This window comes from Sporosarcina sp. SAFN-015 (assembly GCF_059415085.1).
In genome coordinates this window covers 58,338-80,041 of the sequence record NZ_JBPFDR010000006.1, presented here as the reverse complement: position 1 = coordinate 80,041, position 21,704 = coordinate 58,338, and the positions used below count along the sequence as shown (strand labels likewise).

Annotated in this window: 24 protein-coding genes and 1 other RNA gene; 15 read left to right on the top strand and 10 right to left on the bottom strand. The window is 40.0% G+C overall.

Annotated features, from left to right (window positions below; all coding sequences use genetic code 11):
- Positions 1 to 10: 10 nt before the first annotated feature.
- Entirely contained in the window at positions 11 to 1,153 is a 1,143-nt protein-coding gene (locus ACR65H_RS11895; RefSeq protein WP_440500491.1) for an SPFH domain-containing protein, read from the bottom strand.
- Positions 1,154 to 1,328: 175 nt separating this feature from the next.
- Between ACR65H_RS11895 and ACR65H_RS11890 the strand changes: the two genes are divergently transcribed.
- The 4 genes from ACR65H_RS11890 (at position 1,329) to ACR65H_RS11875 (ending at position 5,340) form a co-directional block, all read left to right on the top strand.
- Positions 1,329 to 2,273 carry an MBL fold metallo-hydrolase gene (locus tag ACR65H_RS11890; RefSeq protein WP_440500490.1) on the top strand — a complete coding sequence of 315 codons (945 nt, stop codon included), beginning with the start codon at positions 1,329 to 1,331 and terminating at the stop codon, positions 2,271 to 2,273.
- The gene (locus tag ACR65H_RS11885) at positions 2,260 to 3,018 is read left to right on the top strand and encodes an SDR family NAD(P)-dependent oxidoreductase (protein ID WP_440500489.1); all 759 of its coding nucleotides are present in this window, start codon (positions 2,260 to 2,262) and stop codon (positions 3,016 to 3,018) included. The genes ACR65H_RS11890 and ACR65H_RS11885 overlap by 14 nt, the downstream gene beginning before the upstream one ends.
- Positions 3,019 to 3,569: 551 nt before the next feature.
- Positions 3,570 to 4,487, top strand: coding sequence for an HPr(Ser) kinase/phosphatase (gene hprK, locus ACR65H_RS11880; RefSeq protein ID WP_440500488.1), 918 nt, complete (start codon positions 3,570 to 3,572; stop codon positions 4,485 to 4,487).
- A gap of 22 nt (positions 4,488 to 4,509) precedes the next feature.
- Positions 4,510 to 5,340 (top strand): DUF2785 domain-containing protein, encoded by an 831-nt coding sequence (locus ACR65H_RS11875; RefSeq protein ID WP_440500487.1) that lies wholly within the window; start codon positions 4,510 to 4,512, stop codon positions 5,338 to 5,340.
- A gap of 34 nt (positions 5,341 to 5,374) precedes the next feature.
- Here ACR65H_RS11875 and ACR65H_RS11870 read toward each other — a convergent pair whose 3' ends face one another.
- Positions 5,375 to 6,043, bottom strand: a complete 669-nt coding sequence (locus ACR65H_RS11870) for a TetR/AcrR family transcriptional regulator (protein ID WP_440500486.1) — start codon at positions 6,041 to 6,043, stop codon at positions 5,375 to 5,377.
- Positions 6,044 to 6,324: 281 nt separating this feature from the next.
- Here ACR65H_RS11870 and ACR65H_RS11865 point away from each other — a divergent pair, with 281 nt between their 5' ends.
- Together ACR65H_RS11865 and ACR65H_RS11860 are read left to right on the top strand one after the other, a co-directional pair.
- Positions 6,325 to 7,827 carry a BCCT family transporter gene (locus tag ACR65H_RS11865; RefSeq protein WP_440500485.1) on the top strand — a complete coding sequence of 501 codons (1,503 nt, stop codon included), beginning with the start codon at positions 6,325 to 6,327 and terminating at the stop codon, positions 7,825 to 7,827.
- Positions 7,828 to 7,855: 28 nt separating this feature from the next.
- On the top strand, positions 7,856 to 9,904 hold the full coding sequence (locus ACR65H_RS11860) for a CocE/NonD family hydrolase (RefSeq protein ID WP_440500483.1): 2,049 nt from the start codon (positions 7,856 to 7,858) through the stop codon (positions 9,902 to 9,904).
- A gap of 72 nt (positions 9,905 to 9,976) precedes the next feature.
- Here the strand turns inward: ACR65H_RS11860 and ACR65H_RS11855 are convergent, their stop codons facing one another.
- Entirely contained in the window at positions 9,977 to 10,414 is a 438-nt protein-coding gene (locus ACR65H_RS11855; RefSeq protein WP_440500482.1) for an OsmC family protein, read from the bottom strand.
- A gap of 27 nt (positions 10,415 to 10,441) precedes the next feature.
- On the bottom strand, positions 10,442 to 11,662 hold the full coding sequence (locus tag ACR65H_RS11850; RefSeq protein ID WP_440500481.1) for an MFS transporter: 1,221 nt from the start codon (positions 11,660 to 11,662) through the stop codon (positions 10,442 to 10,444).
- 232 nt (positions 11,663 to 11,894) lie between these two features.
- On the opposite strand from ACR65H_RS11850, the gene ACR65H_RS11845 reads away from it, so the two are divergent.
- Positions 11,895 to 12,764 (top strand): YitT family protein, encoded by an 870-nt coding sequence (locus ACR65H_RS11845; protein ID WP_440500480.1) that lies wholly within the window; start codon positions 11,895 to 11,897, stop codon positions 12,762 to 12,764.
- 33 nt (positions 12,765 to 12,797) lie between these two features.
- Here ACR65H_RS11845 and ACR65H_RS11840 read toward each other — a convergent pair whose 3' ends face one another.
- The gene (locus ACR65H_RS11840) at positions 12,798 to 13,757 is read right to left on the bottom strand and encodes an LCP family protein (protein WP_440500699.1); all 960 of its coding nucleotides are present in this window, start codon (positions 13,755 to 13,757) and stop codon (positions 12,798 to 12,800) included.
- A gap of 272 nt (positions 13,758 to 14,029) precedes the next feature.
- Between ACR65H_RS11840 and ACR65H_RS11835 the strand changes: the two genes are divergently transcribed.
- The 3 genes from ACR65H_RS11835 to ACR65H_RS11825 all read left to right on the top strand — a co-directional run bounded on the left by ACR65H_RS11835 (position 14,030) and on the right by ACR65H_RS11825 (position 16,188).
- Positions 14,030 to 14,833 (top strand): EcsC family protein, encoded by an 804-nt coding sequence (locus tag ACR65H_RS11835; protein ID WP_440500696.1) that lies wholly within the window; start codon positions 14,030 to 14,032, stop codon positions 14,831 to 14,833.
- A 62-nt stretch (positions 14,834 to 14,895) separates the two neighbouring features.
- Positions 14,896 to 15,216, top strand: coding sequence for a hypothetical protein (locus ACR65H_RS11830; protein WP_440500479.1), 321 nt, complete (start codon positions 14,896 to 14,898; stop codon positions 15,214 to 15,216).
- Positions 15,217 to 15,375: 159 nt separating this feature from the next.
- Entirely contained in the window at positions 15,376 to 16,188 is an 813-nt protein-coding gene (locus ACR65H_RS11825; protein WP_440500478.1) for a VanW family protein, read from the top strand.
- Between the two features lie 70 nt (positions 16,189 to 16,258).
- Here ACR65H_RS11825 and ACR65H_RS11820 read toward each other — a convergent pair whose 3' ends face one another.
- The 3 genes from ACR65H_RS11820 to ACR65H_RS11810 form a co-directional block, all read right to left on the bottom strand.
- Positions 16,259 to 16,549 carry a DUF2653 family protein gene (locus ACR65H_RS11820; RefSeq protein ID WP_440500477.1) on the bottom strand — a complete coding sequence of 97 codons (291 nt, stop codon included), beginning with the start codon at positions 16,547 to 16,549 and terminating at the stop codon, positions 16,259 to 16,261.
- On the bottom strand, positions 16,537 to 16,980 hold the full coding sequence (locus ACR65H_RS11815; protein ID WP_440500476.1) for a hypothetical protein: 444 nt from the start codon (positions 16,978 to 16,980) through the stop codon (positions 16,537 to 16,539). Before ACR65H_RS11815 ends, ACR65H_RS11820 begins: the two co-directional genes overlap by 13 nt.
- Positions 16,981 to 17,096: 116 nt before the next feature.
- A complete protein-coding gene (locus ACR65H_RS11810; protein ID WP_440500475.1) occupies positions 17,097 to 17,918 on the bottom strand; it encodes a S1C family serine protease in 822 nt (273 codons plus the stop codon).
- A gap of 123 nt (positions 17,919 to 18,041) precedes the next feature.
- Between ACR65H_RS11810 and ACR65H_RS11805 the strand changes: the two genes are divergently transcribed.
- Both ACR65H_RS11805 and ACR65H_RS11800 read left to right on the top strand, forming a co-directional pair.
- A complete protein-coding gene (locus ACR65H_RS11805; RefSeq protein ID WP_440500474.1) occupies positions 18,042 to 18,344 on the top strand; it encodes a YunC family protein in 303 nt (100 codons plus the stop codon).
- Positions 18,345 to 18,410: 66 nt separating this feature from the next.
- Positions 18,411 to 18,674 carry a hypothetical protein gene (locus tag ACR65H_RS11800; RefSeq protein ID WP_440500473.1) on the top strand — a complete coding sequence of 88 codons (264 nt, stop codon included), beginning with the start codon at positions 18,411 to 18,413 and terminating at the stop codon, positions 18,672 to 18,674.
- A gap of 119 nt (positions 18,675 to 18,793) precedes the next feature.
- On the opposite strand, the gene ssrS is transcribed toward ACR65H_RS11800, so the two are convergent.
- A non-coding RNA gene (gene ssrS, locus ACR65H_RS11795) (6S RNA) lies at positions 18,794 to 18,985 on the bottom strand.
- A gap of 136 nt (positions 18,986 to 19,121) precedes the next feature.
- Between ssrS and cax the strand changes: the two genes are divergently transcribed.
- From cax to ACR65H_RS11780, 3 genes are read left to right on the top strand one after another with little or no spacing between them, the layout of a single operon-like run.
- Entirely contained in the window at positions 19,122 to 20,174 is a 1,053-nt protein-coding gene (cax, locus tag ACR65H_RS11790; protein ID WP_440500472.1) for a calcium/proton exchanger, read from the top strand.
- Positions 20,175 to 20,227: 53 nt separating this feature from the next.
- Positions 20,228 to 20,647 (top strand): DUF948 domain-containing protein, encoded by a 420-nt coding sequence (locus tag ACR65H_RS11785; RefSeq protein ID WP_440500471.1) that lies wholly within the window; start codon positions 20,228 to 20,230, stop codon positions 20,645 to 20,647.
- 18 nt (positions 20,648 to 20,665) lie between these two features.
- Complete coding sequence (locus tag ACR65H_RS11780) at positions 20,666 to 21,211, top strand: DUF948 domain-containing protein (RefSeq protein ID WP_440500470.1); 546 nt, start codon at positions 20,666 to 20,668, stop codon at positions 21,209 to 21,211.
- A gap of 15 nt (positions 21,212 to 21,226) precedes the next feature.
- Here the strand turns inward: ACR65H_RS11780 and ACR65H_RS11775 are convergent, their stop codons facing one another.
- Positions 21,227 to 21,694 carry a DUF948 domain-containing protein gene (locus ACR65H_RS11775; RefSeq protein WP_440500468.1) on the bottom strand — a complete coding sequence of 156 codons (468 nt, stop codon included), beginning with the start codon at positions 21,692 to 21,694 and terminating at the stop codon, positions 21,227 to 21,229.
- Between the last annotated feature and the right edge of the window lie 10 nt (positions 21,695 to 21,704).

The window sequence follows — 21,704 nt, the reverse complement described above, 5'->3', positions numbered from 1 at the left end:
CCCATTACGTTCAGCTTTCAAGACCCTCTCCACAATCTCCGCAGAACTTGGCAGTAGGACCATTAATCGCTCCGCATCCCGCACATTTTTTCTCTGTCACTTGTTTAGCGCCACATTCCCCACAGAAGTTTGATCCTTCTTTAATTTCCGCATGGCAATTAATGCAAGGAACCTTCTTCTCTTGAACAGATTTACCACATTCCGGGCAAAACTTCGCTGTAGTACGAATTTGAGCTTGGCAGTGTGGACAAGCCATTTTTGCCGATTCAGTTGGAGGTGCTGACTGTTGCTGATTTGAAGTGAATGCGCCAGCCATCGCATTCCCGATTGCAGCTCCGACACCTATGCTGGCACCTGTTGCGGCCATTCCGCTGCTATCATTTTTAGCCACATCGCGAATCGCTTCTGCTGCTTGGTATTGTGTATACGTATTCATATTCCCGAGAACACCCATCGTCGTCCGCTTATCCATTGCCTGTTCGACTTCTTTTGGAAGGGATAAGTTTTCAATATAGAGTGAAGTGATGTCAAAACCGAATTCAGCAAAACGCTCTTTCATCTTCTCTCTTCCTTGTGTGCTCAGTTCGTCATAATGCATCGCAAGGTCAAGCGCAGGAATTTGGGATTCGGCAAAGAGATCTGTCAAACCTGAAAGAATCATCCTCTTCAAATGGTTTTCAATACTGCTCGTATCATACGAGCTATTCGTTCCAAACAGCTCCCTCAAGAAAACGGCAGCATCAGACACTTTATAAGAATAAATACCATAGCCACGTAAGCGGACCATTCCAAAATCGGCATCGCGCATCATGATCGGGTTGGATGTACCCCATTTTTGATCAATGAACTGTTTCGTATTCACAAAATAGACTTCCGCTTTAAAAGGGGAGTTGAATCCAGTTTTCCAGGATTTCAATTTTGTCAAAATAGGCATATTTTGTGTATACAACACGTGGTGGCCAGGCGTGAATACATCCGCAATTTCACCTTCATTTACAAAAATCGCAACTTGCGATTCACGTACGATCAAACTGGCACCCATTTTGATCTCGTTGTTTTGTACCGGAAAACGATACACCATTGTATTGGAACTTTGGTCTGTCCATTCTATAACTTCGATAAATTGGCTTTTGAAAAAATTGAAAATCCCCATATCGATCCCCCTAGTAAAAAAGTTATCGTCATTATAGCATACTACGGATAGCACTAATAAAGGTTTCAAGAATGTGGGTTTTTCATGGGTGACGTAACTTTAGAAAAGATGTACAATGTACTGAATAACCATTCATAAATATTTAATCTAATGAAATTCGAAGGAGTTTACTTAAATGATACATAAAATCGAAATCCCGACGCCTTTCGCTGTCGGCGACGTCAATGCATTCGTCGTAAAAGGAGATGCTTTATCCATAGTTGACGCGGGACCTAAAACACCGGAGGCATACGAAGCATTGAAAAGCGGTCTTAAGGAAATCGGATATACATTCAATGATATAGAGCAAGTCATTTTAACGCATCATCATCCCGATCATGCGGGATGGATGGATGCCTTCGACAAAGCGAAAGTGATCGGTCATTCGTACAATGATCTTTGGTTAAAAAGGGATCAAGCATTTATGGAATACCATGATCGTTTTTATATGCAGTGCTTAAAAGAGGAAGGAGTGCCAGAACACTATTTTAATTGGGTAGAAAAGATGAAACGCCCAATTCGATTGATGGGAGACCGGACCCTCGATAAGACAATCGGGGAGGGCGACGAGTGGGACGGACATCCGGGCTGGATAGTGATGGAAACGCTTGGACATGCGCAAAGCCATATTGCATTATTCAATGAAAAGACAGGGGAGATGATTGGAGGCGACCTTGTACTTGAAAAAGTATCGTCAAATCCTTTAATAGAACCTCCTGCTGACCGCACTGCAGAGCGGCCCAAGTCGTTATTACAATACAATGCTTCGCTATCACGTCTATTAGATCTGCCGATTGATATTATTTATGGCGGTCATGGAAATGAAGTTCGGAATGTTCATCCTCTCATCGATTCAAGACTTCAGAAACAACATGAGCGGGCAATGAAAGTGCTAGCTATGTTAACCGAAGGAAGCAAAACGATCTATGAGCTGACACAGCAATTGTTCCCAACCGTCTATGAAAAAGAACTTGGCCTCACTTTATCTGAAACGATCGGGCAAACCGATTATTTAGTTGCAAATGGCCTTGTACGGGAAAATGTTTCTGAAGGCGGTATTTTGTATTATGAACAAACGTAAGACAGTTTTAGTGACAGGGGCGACGAGCGGTGTCGGCTATGCAACAGCTATGCGGCTATTGTCTGATACTGACAGATACATTGTTTATGCAACTGGCAGAGCTCCGGACAAACTTTGGGAATTGCAAAATGAGGGGGCTATTGCCATTCCTGCGGATGTGACAAACAAGGATGAGATGGAAAGTCTGTTGGAACAAATTGATTCAATAGATATCGTCGTTTTTTCGGCTGGGGTAGGCCATTTCGAAGCGGCACATCTTTTATCTGATGATGAAATCCGAACAATGATGGATACAAATGTCCTAGCACCAATCGAACTAACGAAACGTATCCTTCCGCAAATGATGGGCCGTCAGGAAGGGCATCTCATTTATATTGGTTCCCAAGCTGGAAAGGTAGCGACGCCAAAAGCTTCTGTATATGCAGCAACTAAGCATGCGTTGATCGGTTATACAAATGCACTTCGTTTAGAAGTTGCTCAATACGGAATTCATGTTTCCGTCATCCACCCCGGTCCGATTGATACGCCATTCATAGACATGGCTGACAAAACGGGAAGCTACCGTTCGTCACTTGGCAGACATTTGCTGCAAGTTAGCACTGTTGCTGATGCGGTCGTACAAACAATCGGAAAACCAGTTCGTGAAATCAATCTTCCCGGGATTATGGGACTTACAAGCAAGCTTTACGCACTCAGTCCAAGCTTGATGGAAAAAGTCGGGCATAAGTATTTTTTTAAGAAATAAGGGGAATAGAGTTGCAACTAAAAGAAATGGAAAGAGCATGATCCCAATATAGGACCATGCTCTTCTTTCCGCACCGGAAAATTTGATTGTTTGTTCTCCTGCTTCAAACTGTTCTTCCTGACAAACTATAAACGCCCGTCAGTGCAGTTTGATCGTACTGACCCCTAACTTTAAAAAGTTTAGCCCTTTTCATGATCGGCCATATGGGGTGTCAGCTTCAAGTTGCACTTCCACAAAAAACCTACCTCTTACCGTACATAAGTGGCCGGAGCAAAATCCTTTTCCCCGGACGAGTGAACACTTGCCAGTAAAGCAAATTTTCCGCCAAGGCTGTGCAAATCTTCGCGGATTCGACTTTCATTCAATCGACTCCACTTTCGTTCTGCCTTGTACTCTACGAATACCCTTCTTTTAAATTGGCTAAACATTTTTTAGAAGTTTTCGATTTTTTCTTTCTGGTCTTCATGAATATATATCCAGCGTAACATGTTATACTAATACGAAATGAAGTAATTGACCGCATTTATACGGATGAAGAGGTGAGTATCGTAATGAAGACTGTAACGATTGAAAACATCGTTAACCGATTTTCTTTAGAAGTTCTTGTGGGACACCATATGCTTGATAAAAGCTTGAAAAAGACGAAAGTTAGAAGGCCAGGATTGGAATTCATGGATAAATTCGATTTCATTGCGACAGAACATATCCAAATCCTTGGAAAGAATGAAATCAATTACTTACATACGTTAACAGATGATGAATGCAAGCTTCGAATTGCTAATATTGTTCAGTATGATCCGCCATGCATCATCATTACATCCAATCAGGCAGAGCCGCTTGGCTTGCTGCAATATTGCAAGGAAGAGCATATTCCTGTTTTACGGACGCCTGATTCGACGAGCGAAATGAGCGCGAAGCTGGATGCTTATGTAACGAAAGAAATGGCTCCAGAAATTGCTGTCCATGGAGTATGTGTGAATGTTGCAGGAATTGGAATTCTGCTCCGAGGCAAGTCGGGAGTGGGGAAGAGTGAAACGGCGCATACACTGATCGGCAGAGGGCATCGGTTGATCGCTGATGATATTGTAGTGTTGAAAAAACTAAGTCCACAAACGCTTCTCGGAACTCACGATGAAAAGAATAAGGAATTTCTGGCACTGCGAAGCATTGGGTTGCTCAACGTTGTCAGATTATATGGACGAGCTGCTTTTCAGGAAGAAAGCCGAATTGCTCTCGATATTGAATTGACGGAATGGCAAGACAATGCATTGAATAATGAATTGGAACTCGATACGAAATTTAAGACTTATATGGACGTTCCGGTCCCACATATTCAAATTCAATTGCAGCCAGGTAGAGACGTCGCGGGATTGATTGAAGCAGCAGCGAATAATTGGTATTTGCAACAGCAAGGATATAGCGCAGCTGAAGAGTTCAAGAAGCGACTAGAATCCGAATTTGATGAATAAAGCCACGGAAAAGAGGTCTCTCATGAAACAGCAGCTGAAGATGGTATTGGAAATGGATGATTTGCAGTGTCGAAACTATATGGAAAAGCATGGTGAGGAGCTTTTTTCTAACATGCTAGCCAATCTAGGGTCCCCGGATGGCGAGTTGCGCGATGAATTGATTTACAGACTTTTCGTAAAACTGATTTCGGGTCAACACTTGGAAACGAATCAATTGATCCATGCCCTTAAAGAATTGATTACAGACCAATATTTATTTATGTCGATCGGTGAACAAGACTCCGACGATGTGTTTATCCGCTCCTTCTCAACGCTTTGGCTCACGGGATTATTTTGGTTGGATAAAGAACATCCTTTCATAGATTCAAAATTGCGAACTGAAGCGATGGAGAAATGCGCAACCTATCTTTCACTTGAACAAGATATCCGAGGGTTTGTGGAGGACAAAGGATGGGCCCATGGCATTGCCCATGGTGCGGATCTTTCGGCTGTTATTGCAAGCCACCCATTAACTGAAAGAAGACTGATCCCTATTATTTTGCAAGGCGTAACATCATGCTTTTGGAAAGGCAGCGTCTACACGGATGACGAGGATGAACGTTTAGTTGCAATCATCCTATCATTAGCGAACATCGATTATCCGGAAGACATTTTAGTTGAATGGGTCGAACAAGTCTTTGACCAATTGGATAGGAAAACACCTGAAGGTGGGTACTCCCAATTATTTTACTATGCACGTACGAATTCATTACAATTCATGAAAACATTGTATTTCGCAATGAAGAAGTCGAAACGTTATCCTAAGTTGCAAAGCACGGCTTCTTATTTCATTCAGAAGTGGCAAACTGTATAAATCTCAAAAAACCGATGGATTCGTCCATCGGTTTTTAACTATTAATCTTATGTGTCAAAGTGTTCTCCACCATTTGACCAATATATTGCAATGTTTTTTGTTCTGCCACTTCCAAACTATAATCCAATCTGTTATTTAATATATTCGTCATCATACCTTGCCATAATAGATTAGTCATTTCATTCAGTGAGTCCACTTTGGATTCATCGATCATTCCTTCTTTTGCAGCCATTTTCAAAAGTGACTTTCCTCGTTTTGTCATGCTCCTCTCGAACAAGATCGGTTTCAACTCTTCTGGAATGTTTATTAAATCGGAAGGGTACATCTCATAGTACCGTTCAATCATTTTTTCCGGGTGATCACCGAGATCCATAATAAAGACTGCGTGGAAAACGGAAGGTTGTCTGAAGGAATGATTACAGAAGCATTCCCAAGCGAGCATATATTTCTCCAAATATGTTTTTCCAGTATCCATTTTTTCAGTGACATCCTCAATATAATCTTTCAAAAGCTTCATAGAAGCGAAGAAAATTAAATGGGAAACTTCCTTGAAATAATTGTAGATTGTTGCACTATTATATCCAGCGCGGTCTGCAACTTTTCTAATTGTTACTTGATCAATGCCTTCTTCTTCGATAATTTCCACTGTTGCTTCTATAAAGTATTTCCACATTCTGCTCATTTGAATTGTTTTATTGCTCAACCATATCTCTTCCTTTCCATAATTTCATTATACAAGATTTACATTATAATAATTTGCTATTTATGATTGTTCTATTAATTTTCTTGTGATAGAATAATCGATATTAATTAAATAATCATGATTAGTATATTCTATCTGATTATGTTTTTGTATTCAATCAATCTTCAAAATGTATTTTAAAGGCAAGCTTGTTTAATACATTTCGTAGATTTATTGAAAGCGTTATCAATTGGCGGGAAATTTACCCGTACTGGTAGAAAAATAAAAAAGGGGTGGGAGAAATGAAAAAAGTTCGGATTGATCCATTTATTTTTTGGGCGTCAATAGCAGTCATTATAGCGGCAACTGTTTTGCTCGTTATGAATCGTTCTACCGCGGAGCCGTATTTAGACAGTTTAATGTCTGAAATTACATATAAAATGGATTGGGCATTTCAGTTTTTGACGATCGGATTATTCATCATTTTAATATGGCTCGTTTTTAGCCGCTATGGAAAAATTAAACTTGGCGAAGGCAAGCCAGAGTTTTCTACATTCAGTTGGGGGACAATGCTTTTCACGGCAGGTATGGGTACAAGCATTATGTATTGGTCAATGATTGAACCAATTTTCTATTTCACAGGTCCTCCGTTCGGGATTGAACCGGAAAGTAAAGAAGCTGCTGAGTGGGCATTGACTTATGGTTTATTCCATTGGGGAATTTCAGCGTGGTCATTGTATGCATTCCCGACTGTAGTCATCGCTTATTCTTATTTCATTAAAAAGCGCCCATCCTTAAAGATGAGCGTCGCTCTTAGTGGAGCTCTCGGGAAGTATGCAGATGGCTGGCTAGGTAAATTGATTGATATTCTAGTCATTTGGAGTTTGGTAGGAGGATTAGGGACATCGCTTGGGTTAGGTGTCCCAATGGTATCTGCAGTTGTGGGGAGTATTTTAGGAATTGAACAAACTCTTACACTAGATGCTATTATTGTCGTTTGTATAACAGTCATTTACTCTGCGAGTGCTTACTTGGGACTCCATAAAGGTATTCGTAGATTGAGCGATATTAATGTCTATCTTGCTTTAGCGCTTGCAATCTTTGTTTTTCTTGCAGGACCTACTTTATTTATTTTGACATACTTTACAAACAGTTTTGGCATGATGATCCAAAATTTTGCCATGATGAGTTTTTATACAGATCCTATTGGCAAAAGCGGATTTCCTCAAAGCTGGACAGTATTTTACTGGGCTTGGTTCGCTGCGACAGCTTCTTTCATGGGCCTTTTCGTTGCCAGAATTTCGAAGGGAAGAACGATTCGTCAATTGATCATCCATATGCTTTTATGGGGGTCTATCGGTGGATGGATTTACTTTATGGTGTTCGGTGGTTATACGATGAATTTGCAATTGCAAGATTTACTTCCTGTGAAGGACATCTTAACGGAAAGTGGTGGACCTGCTTCAATTGTAGCCATATTGAAATCATTGCCATTAAGCTCCATTGTATTGCCCTTCTTCGTCATACTGGCGGTTATTTTCCTTTCAACGTCAATGGACTCAGCTACGTATATTCTTTCGGCTATTGCCACGAAGGAGTTGGGTGATGGGCAAGAGCCTGCGAGATGGCATCGGATGGTATGGGGTGCTATGCTGGCAACGATATCGATTTCATTGCTTTTAATCGGCGGATTGCGGGTCATTCAAACGTCAGCAGTCGTCGTTTCAGTACCAATCTATATCTTTTACCTTCTGCTTGTCGTCTCTTTATTGAGATGGCTAAAGCAGGACTTTCCAAAAGCGTAAGTAGGACAATCAATAGGAGGTTTTCATAATGGTTTTCAACGTACGTGAATCAAACCGAATAGTTCGGACAGAGTTTCCGAGAAAAGTTAGAGAAATGAACAATGTATGGATTCCCATGTCGGATGGGACTCGACTTTCCGCAAAGATCTGGCTGCCGGAAGATGCTGATCAAAATCCTGTACCAGCAATACTCGAATATATACCGTATCGGAAAAATGATTTTACTGCCTTGAGGGATTCGCTCCGTCATCCATATTTTGCGGGCCACGGATATGCGAGCATCCGTGTAGATATAAGAGGTTCCGGCGATTCTGAAGGGATTTTGTATGATGAATATTTGAAGCAGGAACAGGATGATGCATTGGAAGTACTCACATGGATTTCCGAACAGCCATGGTTTACTGGCGGCATCGGTATGATTGGTAAGTCGTGGGGAGGTTTCAATGGCCTACAAGTGGCTGCAAGACGACATCCATTTCTAAAAGCAATTATCACACTATGTTCAACAGATGATCGTTATGCGGATGATGTTCATTATAAAGGTGGAGCGATGCTTGCCTCCGACATGCTTTGGTGGGCTTCCACAATGCTTGCTTATAATGCGCGCCCCGCCGATCCGGAAGTGGTTGGGGAAGCATGGCGTGACAATTGGCTAGAACGGTTGGAAAAGACTCCGCCATTTGTTGAAGAATGGGTTAGACACCAACGACGAGACGATTATTGGAAGCATGGTTCTGTTTGTGAAAACTATGAAGATATTGAAATACCGGTATATGCAGTAGGTGGATGGGCGGATGGCTATACAAACGCCATTCCACGGTTATTAGAAGGTTTGAAAGGACCTCGCAAAGGCTTGATCGGTCCTTGGGCGCATGAATATCCAGAAATGGCGGTTCCAGGACCACAGATCGGTTTCCTTCAGGAATGCTTGCGTTGGTGGGATTACTGGTTGAAAGGTGAAGATACAGGCATCATGGAAGAACCGATGCTGCGAGCGTGGATTCAAGAGAGTGTCCCGCCCCAAACAGATTATTTCATTAGGCCAGGCCATTGGGTGGCGGAAGAGCAATGGCCGCCTGCTGATCTCATAAATAAGCGATACTATCTGGCTCAATCAAAATTGAATACAGATATAGCTGATGGAAAAGAAATCAAGGTGGAAAGCGTTCAACAGCATGGTCTTCATGCAGGCGTCTTTTGTCCGTTCGGTCAACCAGGTGATTTGCCAGGAGATCAAAGAAATGAAAACGGCTATGCCGTCGTGTTTGATTCCGAACCGGTAGATGAACCAGTTCATATTTTAGGACATCCTTCATTCACTGTTGACCTTTCATCTGACAAACCGAATGCTTTGCTTTCAGTAAGATTGAATGATGTAGCTCCCGACGGTTCATCCACTCGTGTAACGTGGGGATTGTTGAACCTAACACATAGGAACAGCCATGAGTTTCCCGAGTATCTAGTACCTGGGGAAAAATATAGTGTCAAAGTCGATATGAATGCGATCGGTCACAAGCTGGAAAAAGGGCATCGCTGGCAATTGGCGATATCACCAACGTATTGGCCGCATGCCTGGCCATCTCCTGAAGAAGCCACTTTGACTGTCTATCCTTCAGAGAAGACATTCCTTTCATTGCCTGTGAGGGAGCCAAAAACGATTGATTTGGAACTTCAACCATTTCAGCATCCTGAGACGGCTCCTGTATTGGAAAAAGACATTCTGCGAGAAGCGGAAAGGACACGCGTCATTTCACATGATGTTGTCTCGAATGTATGGAAGCTCGATGATTTCTCTGATGAAGGAGCGAGAAAGCTGCATAGCAATGGAATTGAGTACGGCAGTACGAACCGCAATATTTATACTGTGGAAGAAGGGGAGCCGCTATCTGCGAAAGTACGATGTGATTGGACATTGTCGGTTGGCAAAGATGAATGGCAGACGAATCTTGAAACAAGCAGCGTCATGTCTGCTGACGAACATTACTTCTATTTGATGAACCGTTTAGTTGCGTATGAAGGGGAAGAAGAAGTCTTCAATCGTAAATGGGAAACTAAAATTCCTAGGGAGTTTGTCTAAGACTTGCACTAACGTAAAACAGAAAAAGAGTCTCTTGTCTGTAAAACAGACAAAGAGACTTTTTTTGTTGCATCATATTATGTTCGGCTCTACTGTAACTTCTACATTTCCTTGCAACGCCCTGCTAATCATGCATGAAGCTTCCGCTTTTAAAACTAGTCTTTCTACAATGTTACGCTTCTCAGCCATACCTTTAGCCAAAACTATTTCAGGTTTATGTATAATTCTTTTGTACGTAACGATTCCGTTTGAATAGTCAACTACTCCGACAGACTCCATCGTTAGGCTTTCTTTTTCTACTTCACTTCTTTCCAACATAGCCGCAAGCGTAATGATATAACATGTTGCAGCTGCGCCAAGCAACATTTCATCTGGATTTGTCCCTATTCCGGGGCCATCCATTTCTGTAGGGATAGATACTTCAGTCTTCAAATTTAATGTTTCAATCGTCCCCACATCATTGCGTAATCCTGGCCATTCCGCTTTAAGATGAAAATGATGTTCTGCCATTATCAAAACTCCTATCTACCATATTCATTATGTTACCATGCTTGACTTTCTCTTCCTTGTAAACTTGATATAAACAATGAAAAACAATCCAGCACTTAAAAACCGCAATGTCGAATTAATATACATAGCTGTTTCCACACCTAATTGCTCTAACAGCCAAATACCGACTTGAGGAGCTACGAACGCTACTATCGATAACAACACATTATAAGTCGTTATGCAATAGGTTCTGACATGAGCAGGGGACTGTTCCAATAGCAAATTGAACAATAATAATACAACACCTGCAAGGAAAAATCCTGAAGACGTCTGAACTAAAGCGATATAATATACATTCGTTGATAAGACTGTCAGGAAAGGTGTTGTGGCCATACCGATTGCAGCCCACACAAATACTAACGTATTCGATCTTTTTTCTGCCCACTTTTTCCAAAGTGGGAATGATAAGAATTGTGCTAACATGCTGCCGACAGAAAACATGCTAACCCAGAATATTGTCACTCCGACAAATCTGACATGATAAATATTAAAGATGCCCCACGCCATCTGCCAGGCGAAATTGAAGAATAGGGCCGCTATCAAGAAGGAAACATAATTTTGATGCTTGAAGATTGACCAATCCATCATTTTCTTCTTTATTAATAAACTGTCAGTCTTTACAGGCTCTTCCTCATGCTTCAATAATAAAAATACTTCTAGCATCCCGAAGAAAAAAGCGACTGCAAACAATATTTGATAGGCTGTTACATTGGATGATGAATCTTTCATTACAATTCCGATCACCAATGTTGAAATCAATCCGACAATCGTCAACAGTCTGTTCCTGTCGCTGAAAAAGGCGCCTCGGTTTGATTCCTCAACGAGACTGCTAATGAATGTCTGCCACCCTATATTGGCAACGGTATTTGGTAAACTCATAATCGCGATGACAATTAGAAAAATCCATGCATGCGTCGTCGGAGAAGGGACGTAAATGATGCTAATAATCAGTAGAAACATGAGTCGTGCCAATAGGACTGACATGGCAACTAGCTTCTTTTGTGTATGTGCGCGATTGATTAAAATCGCGGCTGGTATTGTCATGATCAACGCCATTAACGGCGGCAGCGAGCTAATGAGGCCGACTTGGTAATTAGTCGCGCCTAACATCGTAATCGCGAAAATCGTAAAGAAGTTGTTTGAAAAATTTGCTGCAATTGTCGAAGCCATACCGTGGTAAATGCTGATCTTTTCATTATAGGTGCGCATAGTCTCTCCACTTTTCTATTCATTTGAAACAACCTGCTAAACTGAATTATATACTTCGTTATACGAAATACAAGACTCTTTTATGCAAATTGAAAAATTTTTTACTTGCATTATTATTAAATGCATTCCACCATTTCATTAATATGTTTTTTGTTAGAGGTCAAAGAAGGAATTTTTTCTAGGAATGAAGTATAATCAAGTATCTATCGTGAACTGTAATGAGGAGGTACTTATGTTTTTTATTGAAGCAAAACGTATTATCGTTGTAATTTTCGGGTCTTTGCTAATGGCGATTTCCTTGAACTTTTTCTTAATTAACGCAAATGTCTATGCGAGCGGATTCTCTGGGGCTGCACAGTTAGTTTCAAGCATCTTGTTCGATCAATTGGGCATCTCTGTTAGCACCGGTATTTTACTATTCCTATTCAATATTCCAGTATTCATATTAGGTTGGTTTAGAGTAGGAAGAGGATTTACAATTTATAGTATAATATCGGTTGTTTTTACTACGATATTTCTTGAGATATTACCGGTTTTATCTCTTTCCAGCGATATTATTCTGAATGCTGTTTTTGGCGGAGTCATTGCCGGCGTAGGAGTCGGTATATCATTAAAACTCGGTGCTTCTACGGGTGGAATGGATATTGTGGCAATGGTGTTGTCACGTCTGCAAGATAAACCAATCGGAACCTATTTCTTATTGCTGAATGGTATTATCATTGTGTTGGCTGGGATATTATACGAGCCGGAGAACGCTCTTTATACGATGGTTGCATTATATGTGACAACTTCTGTCATCGACATGATTCATACACGCCATGAAAAGGTAACGGCAATGATCATTACTCATAAGGCTGAAGAGCTTCAACAGGCAATCCATCAGAAAATGGTACGTGGTATTACGATTGTTCCGGCGAAAGGCGCTTATTCAAAAGAAGATAAAAACATGCTTTATTTGGTCATCACAAGGTATGAATTGTATGACTTAGAGAAAATTATAAACGAAGTCGATCCGCAAGCATTCACAAATATCGTCCAGACAGTTGGAATTTTTGGCTTCTTTAGACGTGAAGGCGAGCTTCCGGAACGAAAAACAACGTAAAACAAGGTATCCCCGAGAAGGGATACCTTGTTTTTAGTTTGCGTTATTCTCTTTAGTATCGACGATTTCTGTCTTGCCTTCCAGGAAGTTATTCAACTCCTCAATATTTTTATCGAAATCAATATCAAGGACTCTACCCGCTCTAACATCAAGATCTGTAAAAGAGTTGTCTACAGGGATGCGCAGGGTATCGATTTTTTCGGATTTATTGTTCAAAATTCCTTTACCGATAGAAAGCATCGTCATTTTATCGAGATTCGTATCAATATAAGCGTCGGCTGCTCCTAATAACTTAGGCAAATTCATGAGACTGTGTACGCCAACGGCTTCATCCTTCAATTTTGAGAGAACTTCTTGTTGACGTGCAACTCGCCCGAAGTCATTTTTGCTATCATGGCGGAAACGGACATAACCGAGAAGCTGCTCGCCTTTCAATCTTTGTACACCTGGATGAAGCGTCATGTATATCCCATGTGACATCGTATAGGGAATATCGACTTCAATGCCTTCCGGAGCGATAATATCTGCAATTTTAGGGAAGCCTTTGAAATCGACCATTGCATAATAATGTACATCCAAACCGAAATTTTCTTTAATTGTCTGGCGCACAAGCTCAGGTCCACCAAGACTATATGCAGAATTCATTTTCTGCATGCCGTATCCGGGAATTTCGACATACGTATCACGCATGATCGATATTAGTTTCACCTTTTCGGTTTCCTGGTTGTAATTCGCTATCATTAATGTATCTGAACGGCCATCTTCCTCTTTTCGAGCATCTGAGCCGAGCAACATAATATTAATTTCTCCGAATTGCGGTTCTGGTCCATCAAAAATACCAAAATCTTTATTTTGCTCTTTCAACGTACCTTCTTCAGATAGTGATAACCCTTGATTATATTGATCAACCCAGTAATAAGTCCCTAATCCGAGCAAGACTACGACAATACCGATGATAAAACCGAATTTCTTTCTCTTTTTCTTCTTCCGCATATCAATCCTGTTCAAATGATCACCACCTAATTATAAAAAATCTATGACGAGATTGTTTAGCACGCGTATCATATCACCTAATGTTCTTATGAGCAAGGGATATTTCCACTACATATAGACGATGGACGAGGAAAAAAGTTTTCATTTCATATAAAATATTAATTCCAATTTCTGCATTTCTATGTAATTACCCTTGGTAGGCTGCTTGTATTCCTTTATTCTTATTGATTTAATAACATTGCACACCTATATAAAAGAAAGTAGGTAAGTCCATTATGACTGATTCAAAAGAATGGCTATTACATGAATTGAAAGCAGTGGAGGATTGGGAGAAAGACCAAAGTGATTTATGGTTTTGGGAAAAACTTGGTCGGTTGCCTTTTAAACTGATCGATAAATGGACGCCTGATTTCATTCAGAATAAAATCGGTATTCTACTGGATGAGCTTGGCCAATATATCCAAACCGGCGGACGTTATTTAAGCTCAGTGTCCAATATTACAAATTATTATCCTCAGATGGATGTGCATACCTTGGAATGTGTAAAGGAACTCCCAATTTCAACGATGGATGATGCTGTAGAAAAAATAACGATCAACAGAAAAAGATTTGCAACAATCCAGGGGGCTAGTACCGGGATTGGCGGAGTGTTCACACTGACAATCGACATTCCATTGTTGCTAAGTTTGCAATTAAAGACATTGCAAGACATTGCAATTTGTTATGGCTATAATCCGAGTGAGAAAGAAGAACGATTATTTGTAGTGAAATGTCTCCAATTCGTTTCCTCAGATATTGTAGGAAAACAAGCCATTCTTGCTCAGCTGTCACAATTTGACGCTCCTCATGATGCTTCAAAGCGGGAAATTATGTCAGAACTGCAGGGTTGGCGTGAAGTTGTATTCTCCTATAGGGATCAAATCGGATGGAAAAAGATATTTCAAATGATTCCAATTGCAGGTCTCGTATTTGGAGCATTCATCAACCGATCAGCGGTAAATGATATAGCTGAGGCAGGCAAAATGCTTTATCGAAAAAGAAGGATTGTAGAGAGATTAAAGCAAACCGAACTATGATATGAATAGAATATGGCGGAAAGGGAATGGAATAGGGAGCAGGAAATAAAGGAGGCATTCTCTTGAAGTATACAGCTGATTTGAATGAACTGAAGGATTTTGCAATGACTATGAAAGCTCAAAATGTTAAAGGGAAAATATATGTGAATCAGGCAAATCATAATTTAGAGGAGCCAATATTATCAGATGAAGATACTGCTGGCAGACAACCTCTTCAAATGTTGCGGATTGTCATCCAAACAGATCAGCAAGCAATTTATTATGAATATCTGTTTAATGAAGCGATTGATTTGGAAGAAATAAATGTACAGTTGGAAGATATTTATTCATATTTCGATAAGGAAATAGTATCAGTAGAATATATGAACGATTTAGTCCAATAAGAAAAAAAGATAACTACAATGGAAACACACGATATCAACATCTTCGTGTGTTTTTTTAATCGAAAACGACAAAAATATTTTCGAAACAAGAAGGAAAGAACGGTTGTGATAATGAATAAAGTATAGGACTGTGTATGTTTTGAACAAGGGGAGAAATGAATGAGGTTATCTGAAATCCACCCATTTTTTTACTATGCTCGAATTGAGCAAAAGAGATTTTTCCGCATAATAAAAAACATGAAAGATAGAAGATATTTTGCTAAGCGGAAATCTGAAACGAATTTCCATTTCACGTGTAAAAAACATCAATCGCTATTACGTAGACGATTGGGGGATAGCGATCCGATTCTTCAGGAAAATAAAATCGTAAATCTGACTCTAGCATCAAGACAGATAGACGGGATTATCATTCAACCAGGTGAAGTCTTTTCATTTTGGAAATTGGTAGGAAAGGCTACAAGGAAAAAAGGATATATTGAAGGGATGCAGCTTTCAAGAGGAGAAGTGAAAACAGGCATTGGAGGGGGCATTTGCCAACTTGCAAATCTCCTTTATTGGATGGTCTTGCATACGCCATTAACTGTTGTTGAAAGACATCATCACAGCTTTGACCCCTTTCCGGACGAGGGGAGAGTCCTTCCTTTTGGGAGCGGCGCCAGCGTTTTTTATAATTATGTTGACTTTCGTTTTAAAAATACAACAGAATATGCTTTTCAAATTCGCGTTTGGGTAACAGATCGTCATTTGAAAGGCGCTATTTTTTCGAACGAAGACGTGGAAAAAAGTTTTCATATTGAGGAACGGGAACATCAATTTTATAAGAAAGGAGGGAAGACCTTTAGGCGGAATGAAATTTGGAGACGGACTATAAATAAAAGAACAGGGGACTTTGAGAAAGAAGAGCTGCTAATAAAAAACAACTCTGAAGTAAAATACGAAGTGATGGAAAGGCAATTGGTGAGCGCAAAGTGAGTCTACAGAAAAAGCCGGGCGGGTACCTGTAAATACCCACCTGGCTTATTTTTGAGAAGAGCTGCCTATATTATTGAATCTCGGCTATTATGCCCTCTTCCCGATCCAACAATAACTTGATTCCCGCGGCATAAGGATCTTTATTCAAAACTTCTTTAATCCAATAGCGTATCGCTTGAATCATGTCGAAAGATCCGATGACTTTTTGATGACCGTTAAACTCAAGTTCTGCGGAAAAGCCTTCTTCATCATCGTATAAAAGCTCTACTTCGATTTCTTCAGGTTGTACATTATGCTTCTGAGATTGATCAATGCAGATAGCATTTACAATATCTTGTTCAGATATAATTAACTCTGCCATGGATTAGCATTCTCTTTCTCTTTTTTTGCTTTCAGAAGTGAGAAAATTCTGCGTATCATACTAATAATGAAAATGATCGCCATCATATTAATGAGAAAACCTAAAACTGAACCTAACATACCCATGTTGGCGAAAAGACTTCCAAATAGAAGACCTGCAATCCCGCCTACAAATAAGCCCCGCATAAGGCCTCCTGAAAAGAAACCGCCTTTTTTAGAAGTGGTGTTGGAAGATTTATTAAACGAAGTGTTTTCTTCCTGTTTCTTGTCCACTTTTGGTTTTGTAAAGTTGTTTTGACTTGGATTAAAGCTTTTCTTGCCGGATTTATATCCTTTCGCTTCAACTGTCGTCGCATGATCATTCAGTATTAGGCTGCCGATTGGTGACATGACGATTGTCAAAGCAATTAGCGCAGACAATAATTTTTTCAATACATTTCCCTCCATTATATATGTAACAACACATGGTGCATGGAATAGTATAATTCATTTTGACGCCAAATTATAATAGTTTGCATTGAAATAAAATACGAAGATCATTTCAAGGATTATTTCTCATCCGTTGCATATTCATTCAATAATGAACTAGGTATGAATAAACCGACTTTTCCATGTTTCTGATGATCCATTGTAGCAAAAATGATTCCGATGACTTTGCCATCTTCATTTAATACAGGACTTCCGCTATTTCCACGATAGACAGGCGCTTTAATCATCATCACTTCATCCGTCCAACCAGAAAGCTTGATCGGTTCTAAAATAGTGCCTTCATTGGCAATTCCTTTGAAACTAAGCGGATTTCCTATAAAAGTAATAGGATCATTTTTTTCGATTTTAATCGAATCATCCATAGGAAGAAAAGGTAAACCTTCTCCTTCTACTTCAAGTATCGCCATATCAATTGCTGGAAACGTCTCTTTTACAGTAGCCTCAAAACGACCATCTTTAGGAAATACAACAGAAAGGGAACGATTTTCTTCCACAACATGATAATTTGTCAAAATGAGTCCATCGCTTGAAATGGAGAAACCGGTTCCTTTGCCATCTTCCGTTACGACTACAACAACCGATTTCTTATAAGCTGCTATATTTTCCTGTTGTGATAATGAAGCGGAAGTTATAAGAAAATCGATTGCGGGAATGGAGTAAACCTGAAAAATCCCTGCGAATGTACTGATGAATAACGTTATGGACAAAAGCCAAATAAACCATTTCGGCATTTTTTTCTTCGGATCATATTCTTCTTTTTGTTGCAATAGAGCTTCCCGTTGAGCTTCCAATACGACTTCGTGCATTTCTTCTTCGCTTAAGTCTTCAAAGCTCCTATCATCCGTAGTATGAATATGTTCTTCACTCTCTTTTTCATTCATTTTGCATCACTTCCTCTAACCGTTAAATCGATTACTACTATTATAGCAGTGAATCGGGACAGACATATAGGAGCACAATTATGAATGAAAGTCCATATGTATAAAGAGGAAGGGGGGAGCATTTTGGTAACATTGACACCAATTATAATTGGAGGATATCCGTTTACGGCTGTAACTGTCCGTTTACCGAAAACGACCTTATTGACGGTTTCAAATGATAAAGGTTATATAATGTGCGGCGCTTTAGATGTAGGATTGCTGAATAATGTATTAGCAGACCGACAAATAATAGCTGGCAGGGCTGTCGGAGTAAAGACAATTGAACAGTTGCTGAAAGCGCCACTTGAGTCGGTTACACTCGAAGCAGAAACATTAGGCATTCATGTTGGAATGGTTGGAGAAGAAGCTTTATTAAAAATGGTGTGAAGCGGCAGTAAAAAAAATATAAAACGACCTGTATCGCGTATATTAGCGGTACAGGTCGTTTGTTTGTTGTTAACGGTTGTCGTTTCGGTTATTGCGGTTGTTTCGGTTATTATTGTTGTTGTTGTTGTTGTTGTTGTTGTTGTTGTTGTTATTTCTGTTGTTGTCTTGATTGTTTTGCCCGAAGAAATCATCGGCAAATTCAGTGTTGTTGTTTCTGTTGTTTTGATTCCTCTCGTTTTGTCTGTTGTTGTTATTGTTGTTGTTGTTGTCCCGATTTTGTCGGTTGTCCCTCATTTGTATGACATCTCCTTTGAATTTTTTGTTAAGTGAAATCTCCACTTACAATATGTATGATGTCCTCAGTCAGGAAAATTATCCGTTTGTCTGGATTTTTGAAAAAGTAAAAAACCACCATCACGAATGGATGGTGGTTGTCATAATCATAAAAATTAAAAGCCGCCTTTGCCGTATCGTTAATCATGAAAGTTTTAAACCACCACTCCTCAAAGTGGGTGTCCGCAGAGACAATCCTGTCCGTCCTGGTTCAATGAATCAGGCATACCATTCCGGTCTCAATATAAAACTCCCTTTTACAGCTTAAAGGTTAAAACTTAATGTGTATACGAACAATGCAGCTTATGTATATATAGTACACTTTTGTTCGAAAAGTATCAATGAAAATATATTCCAGCGTCATTTTCCACGGAATGAATCCTGTTTGGTTCAGTCAGTTACAGGGAAAGATATAGAGAGATTCTGTTGAAGGGGGAGATTGCGGTGAATCGGATATTTACATTGCTTGTTTTCATCGGAGTACCGCTAATCATTGTAGGTTCTGTAATGGATTGGCCAGATATTCCAATATTTATCATAAGTTGTGCCACTATCATTTCATTATCAGGTTTTATTGGCAGAGCGACAGAAAGCCTTGCGATTGTTAGCGGACCGAGGGTTGGTGGTTTGCTGAATGCAACATTCGGTAATGCTGTAGAGCTGATCATTTCGTATTTTACTTTAAAGGCCGGCCTGATTGGTATTGTGCTTGCTTCCTTGACCGGATCGGTTTTAGGAAATTTATTGCTTGTACTTGGCGTGTCATTTTTCGCGGGTGGCATCAAATATAAGACACAAAAGTTCAGTTTACATGATGCACGCTATAATTCAGGCTTATTGATTTTTGCGGTCATCGTTGCGTTTGTTATTCCGGAAATCTTTACACAAAATATGGACCAAGCCGATACGATTACGTTAAGCGTCGGTATTTCAATTATTTTAATCGCACTATATCTTGCAGGCTTGTTTTTCAAACTTGTTACTCACCGAGGCGTTTTCGCGTCTTCTGATTCGACTAATCAAGAAGAAGAGACTCCTGAATGGTCAAAGATGAAGTCAATTATCATTTTGCTGCTTTCGACAATTGCAGTCGCTTATGTCTCTGAACAACTCGTACATACATTTGAGACGCTTGGTGAGAAATTCGGCTGGACAGAGCTGTTTATCGGTGTAATCATCGTGGCAATCGTCGGTAATGCAGCAGAACACTTTTCAGCTATAACGATGGCGATGAAAAACAGGATGGACGTAGCTGTGGAAATTGCGGTCGGATCAACGTTGCAAGTAGCAATGTTCGTAGCTCCCATACTTGTGCTGTTATCGCTTATGATGCCGGAAACAATGCCGCTTGTCTTCACTATACCCGAACTTGTTGCAATGATTACAGCAACATTCCTTGTCATTAATCTTTCCAACGATGGGGAATCGAATTGGTTTGAAGGACTTACGCTGTTGGCTGCTTATATTATCATTGGAATCGGATTCTTTCTATTGTAGGATGCTTACCGTCTCACAATACGTGGTATAGAAGGACAGGGAGGGATGACTCGATGTTAGTTCATATTGGAGTTTTCATAATGGCGCTCTCGTTCGCCATTTTTTCAGTCGCTCTAGCAAAACTGCTCATACGCGCATCGACAAGCATGGAAGCGGTTCAATCGGCGGTAAGAAATATGGAGTCCAAATTAGATGGAACAATTGAAGCTCTAGAAGGGACGTTAAATAACACTAACGGGACGGTATCTGACATGGAAGCCAAATTGAATGCACTTGATAGTGTGTTTTTGTCTACTGAAAAATTAGGAGATGCTGTTCATGTCATGAGTGAAGAATTGGATGAATTGACTAAAGCATATGCAGACACTGGAAATACGACCGGGACAAAACCGTTCATTCGCATTATACAAAGTGCGGAGTTTGTAAAAGGATTAGTAAAATCATGGAAGCGTGGACAAACATTTTCAACATGATAGAAAGGGGAGAAGGTAATGACCTTGACTGGAATTGGTGTTTTATTAATTGGTATCGCATTTCTCATTCTATCTATTTACTTGGCAAGGGTTCTTAATAATACTGCTTCGATATTGGATGGTGTAAGTCGGACTGTTGAACAGCTGCCGGATCAATTGGACGATGTATTGAGTGAAACGGGTCAAATAATACAGAGTTCAAATGATACATTAGCTGATGTGAATGAAAAGCTTGGTACACTTACGCCTCTCTTCCATATCGTCGGAGATATTGGTGAATCGACGAGAAAACTGACTTCCTCTGTCAACGATATTGCTGTATCTGTCAAAAAGAAGACGGATTCGATTGATGAAGAAACACGTAACAAAAGAATTGGCGGATTATATGGATCAGCTGCACTAGCATTTTATGCGATTCGTAGCAATAAGGAAAAGAATGGGGAACTGAAACGGCCTTCTTCATTATATGTATCAGGTGAACAGCGAGCTTTTGATATTGACAGGATGAAGGAGGAAGCAAAAGAAGCTGCAAGAGAAGGTAAATATATTGTCAATGATAAATAAAAAAGCGATGGAGGATCATTCCTCCATCGCTTTTTTAAGATGTTTTTTAGAGCCGGATAGTTCTTGTACTTTGTTTTTCCTTTCAGATAGAAAAAAGATGAATGCAAGAATGCCGTAGATTCCTTCATACTTTTCACGTTTTGTAAAACTCGAAGCGCTATTCGTTTGTGTTTTTAGTGAGTTCGTTTTGTCTAGCGCTGCAAGCGTCATTTTACGAGTAGCTTCACCAGTATCCCCGATGATATGGAAGAATGGGCTAACTTCTTTCACTTGTTCATTGACGTTTGAAATCGTTGTACTGCTTAATTGCATCATATTAGTTGTTTGTTTTGATAAGTCATCGACCACTTTAGGAAGGCGATCGGTAGTCTGTTTTACATCGTCCAATGCATCGGTCAGTTTCCGTAATGGTTTTATTAATAAAAAGGTTAGAATCGCGAATGCGATTCCGATAATTAGAACACCAATTCCTAGCCAATCCAAGTGAATCACC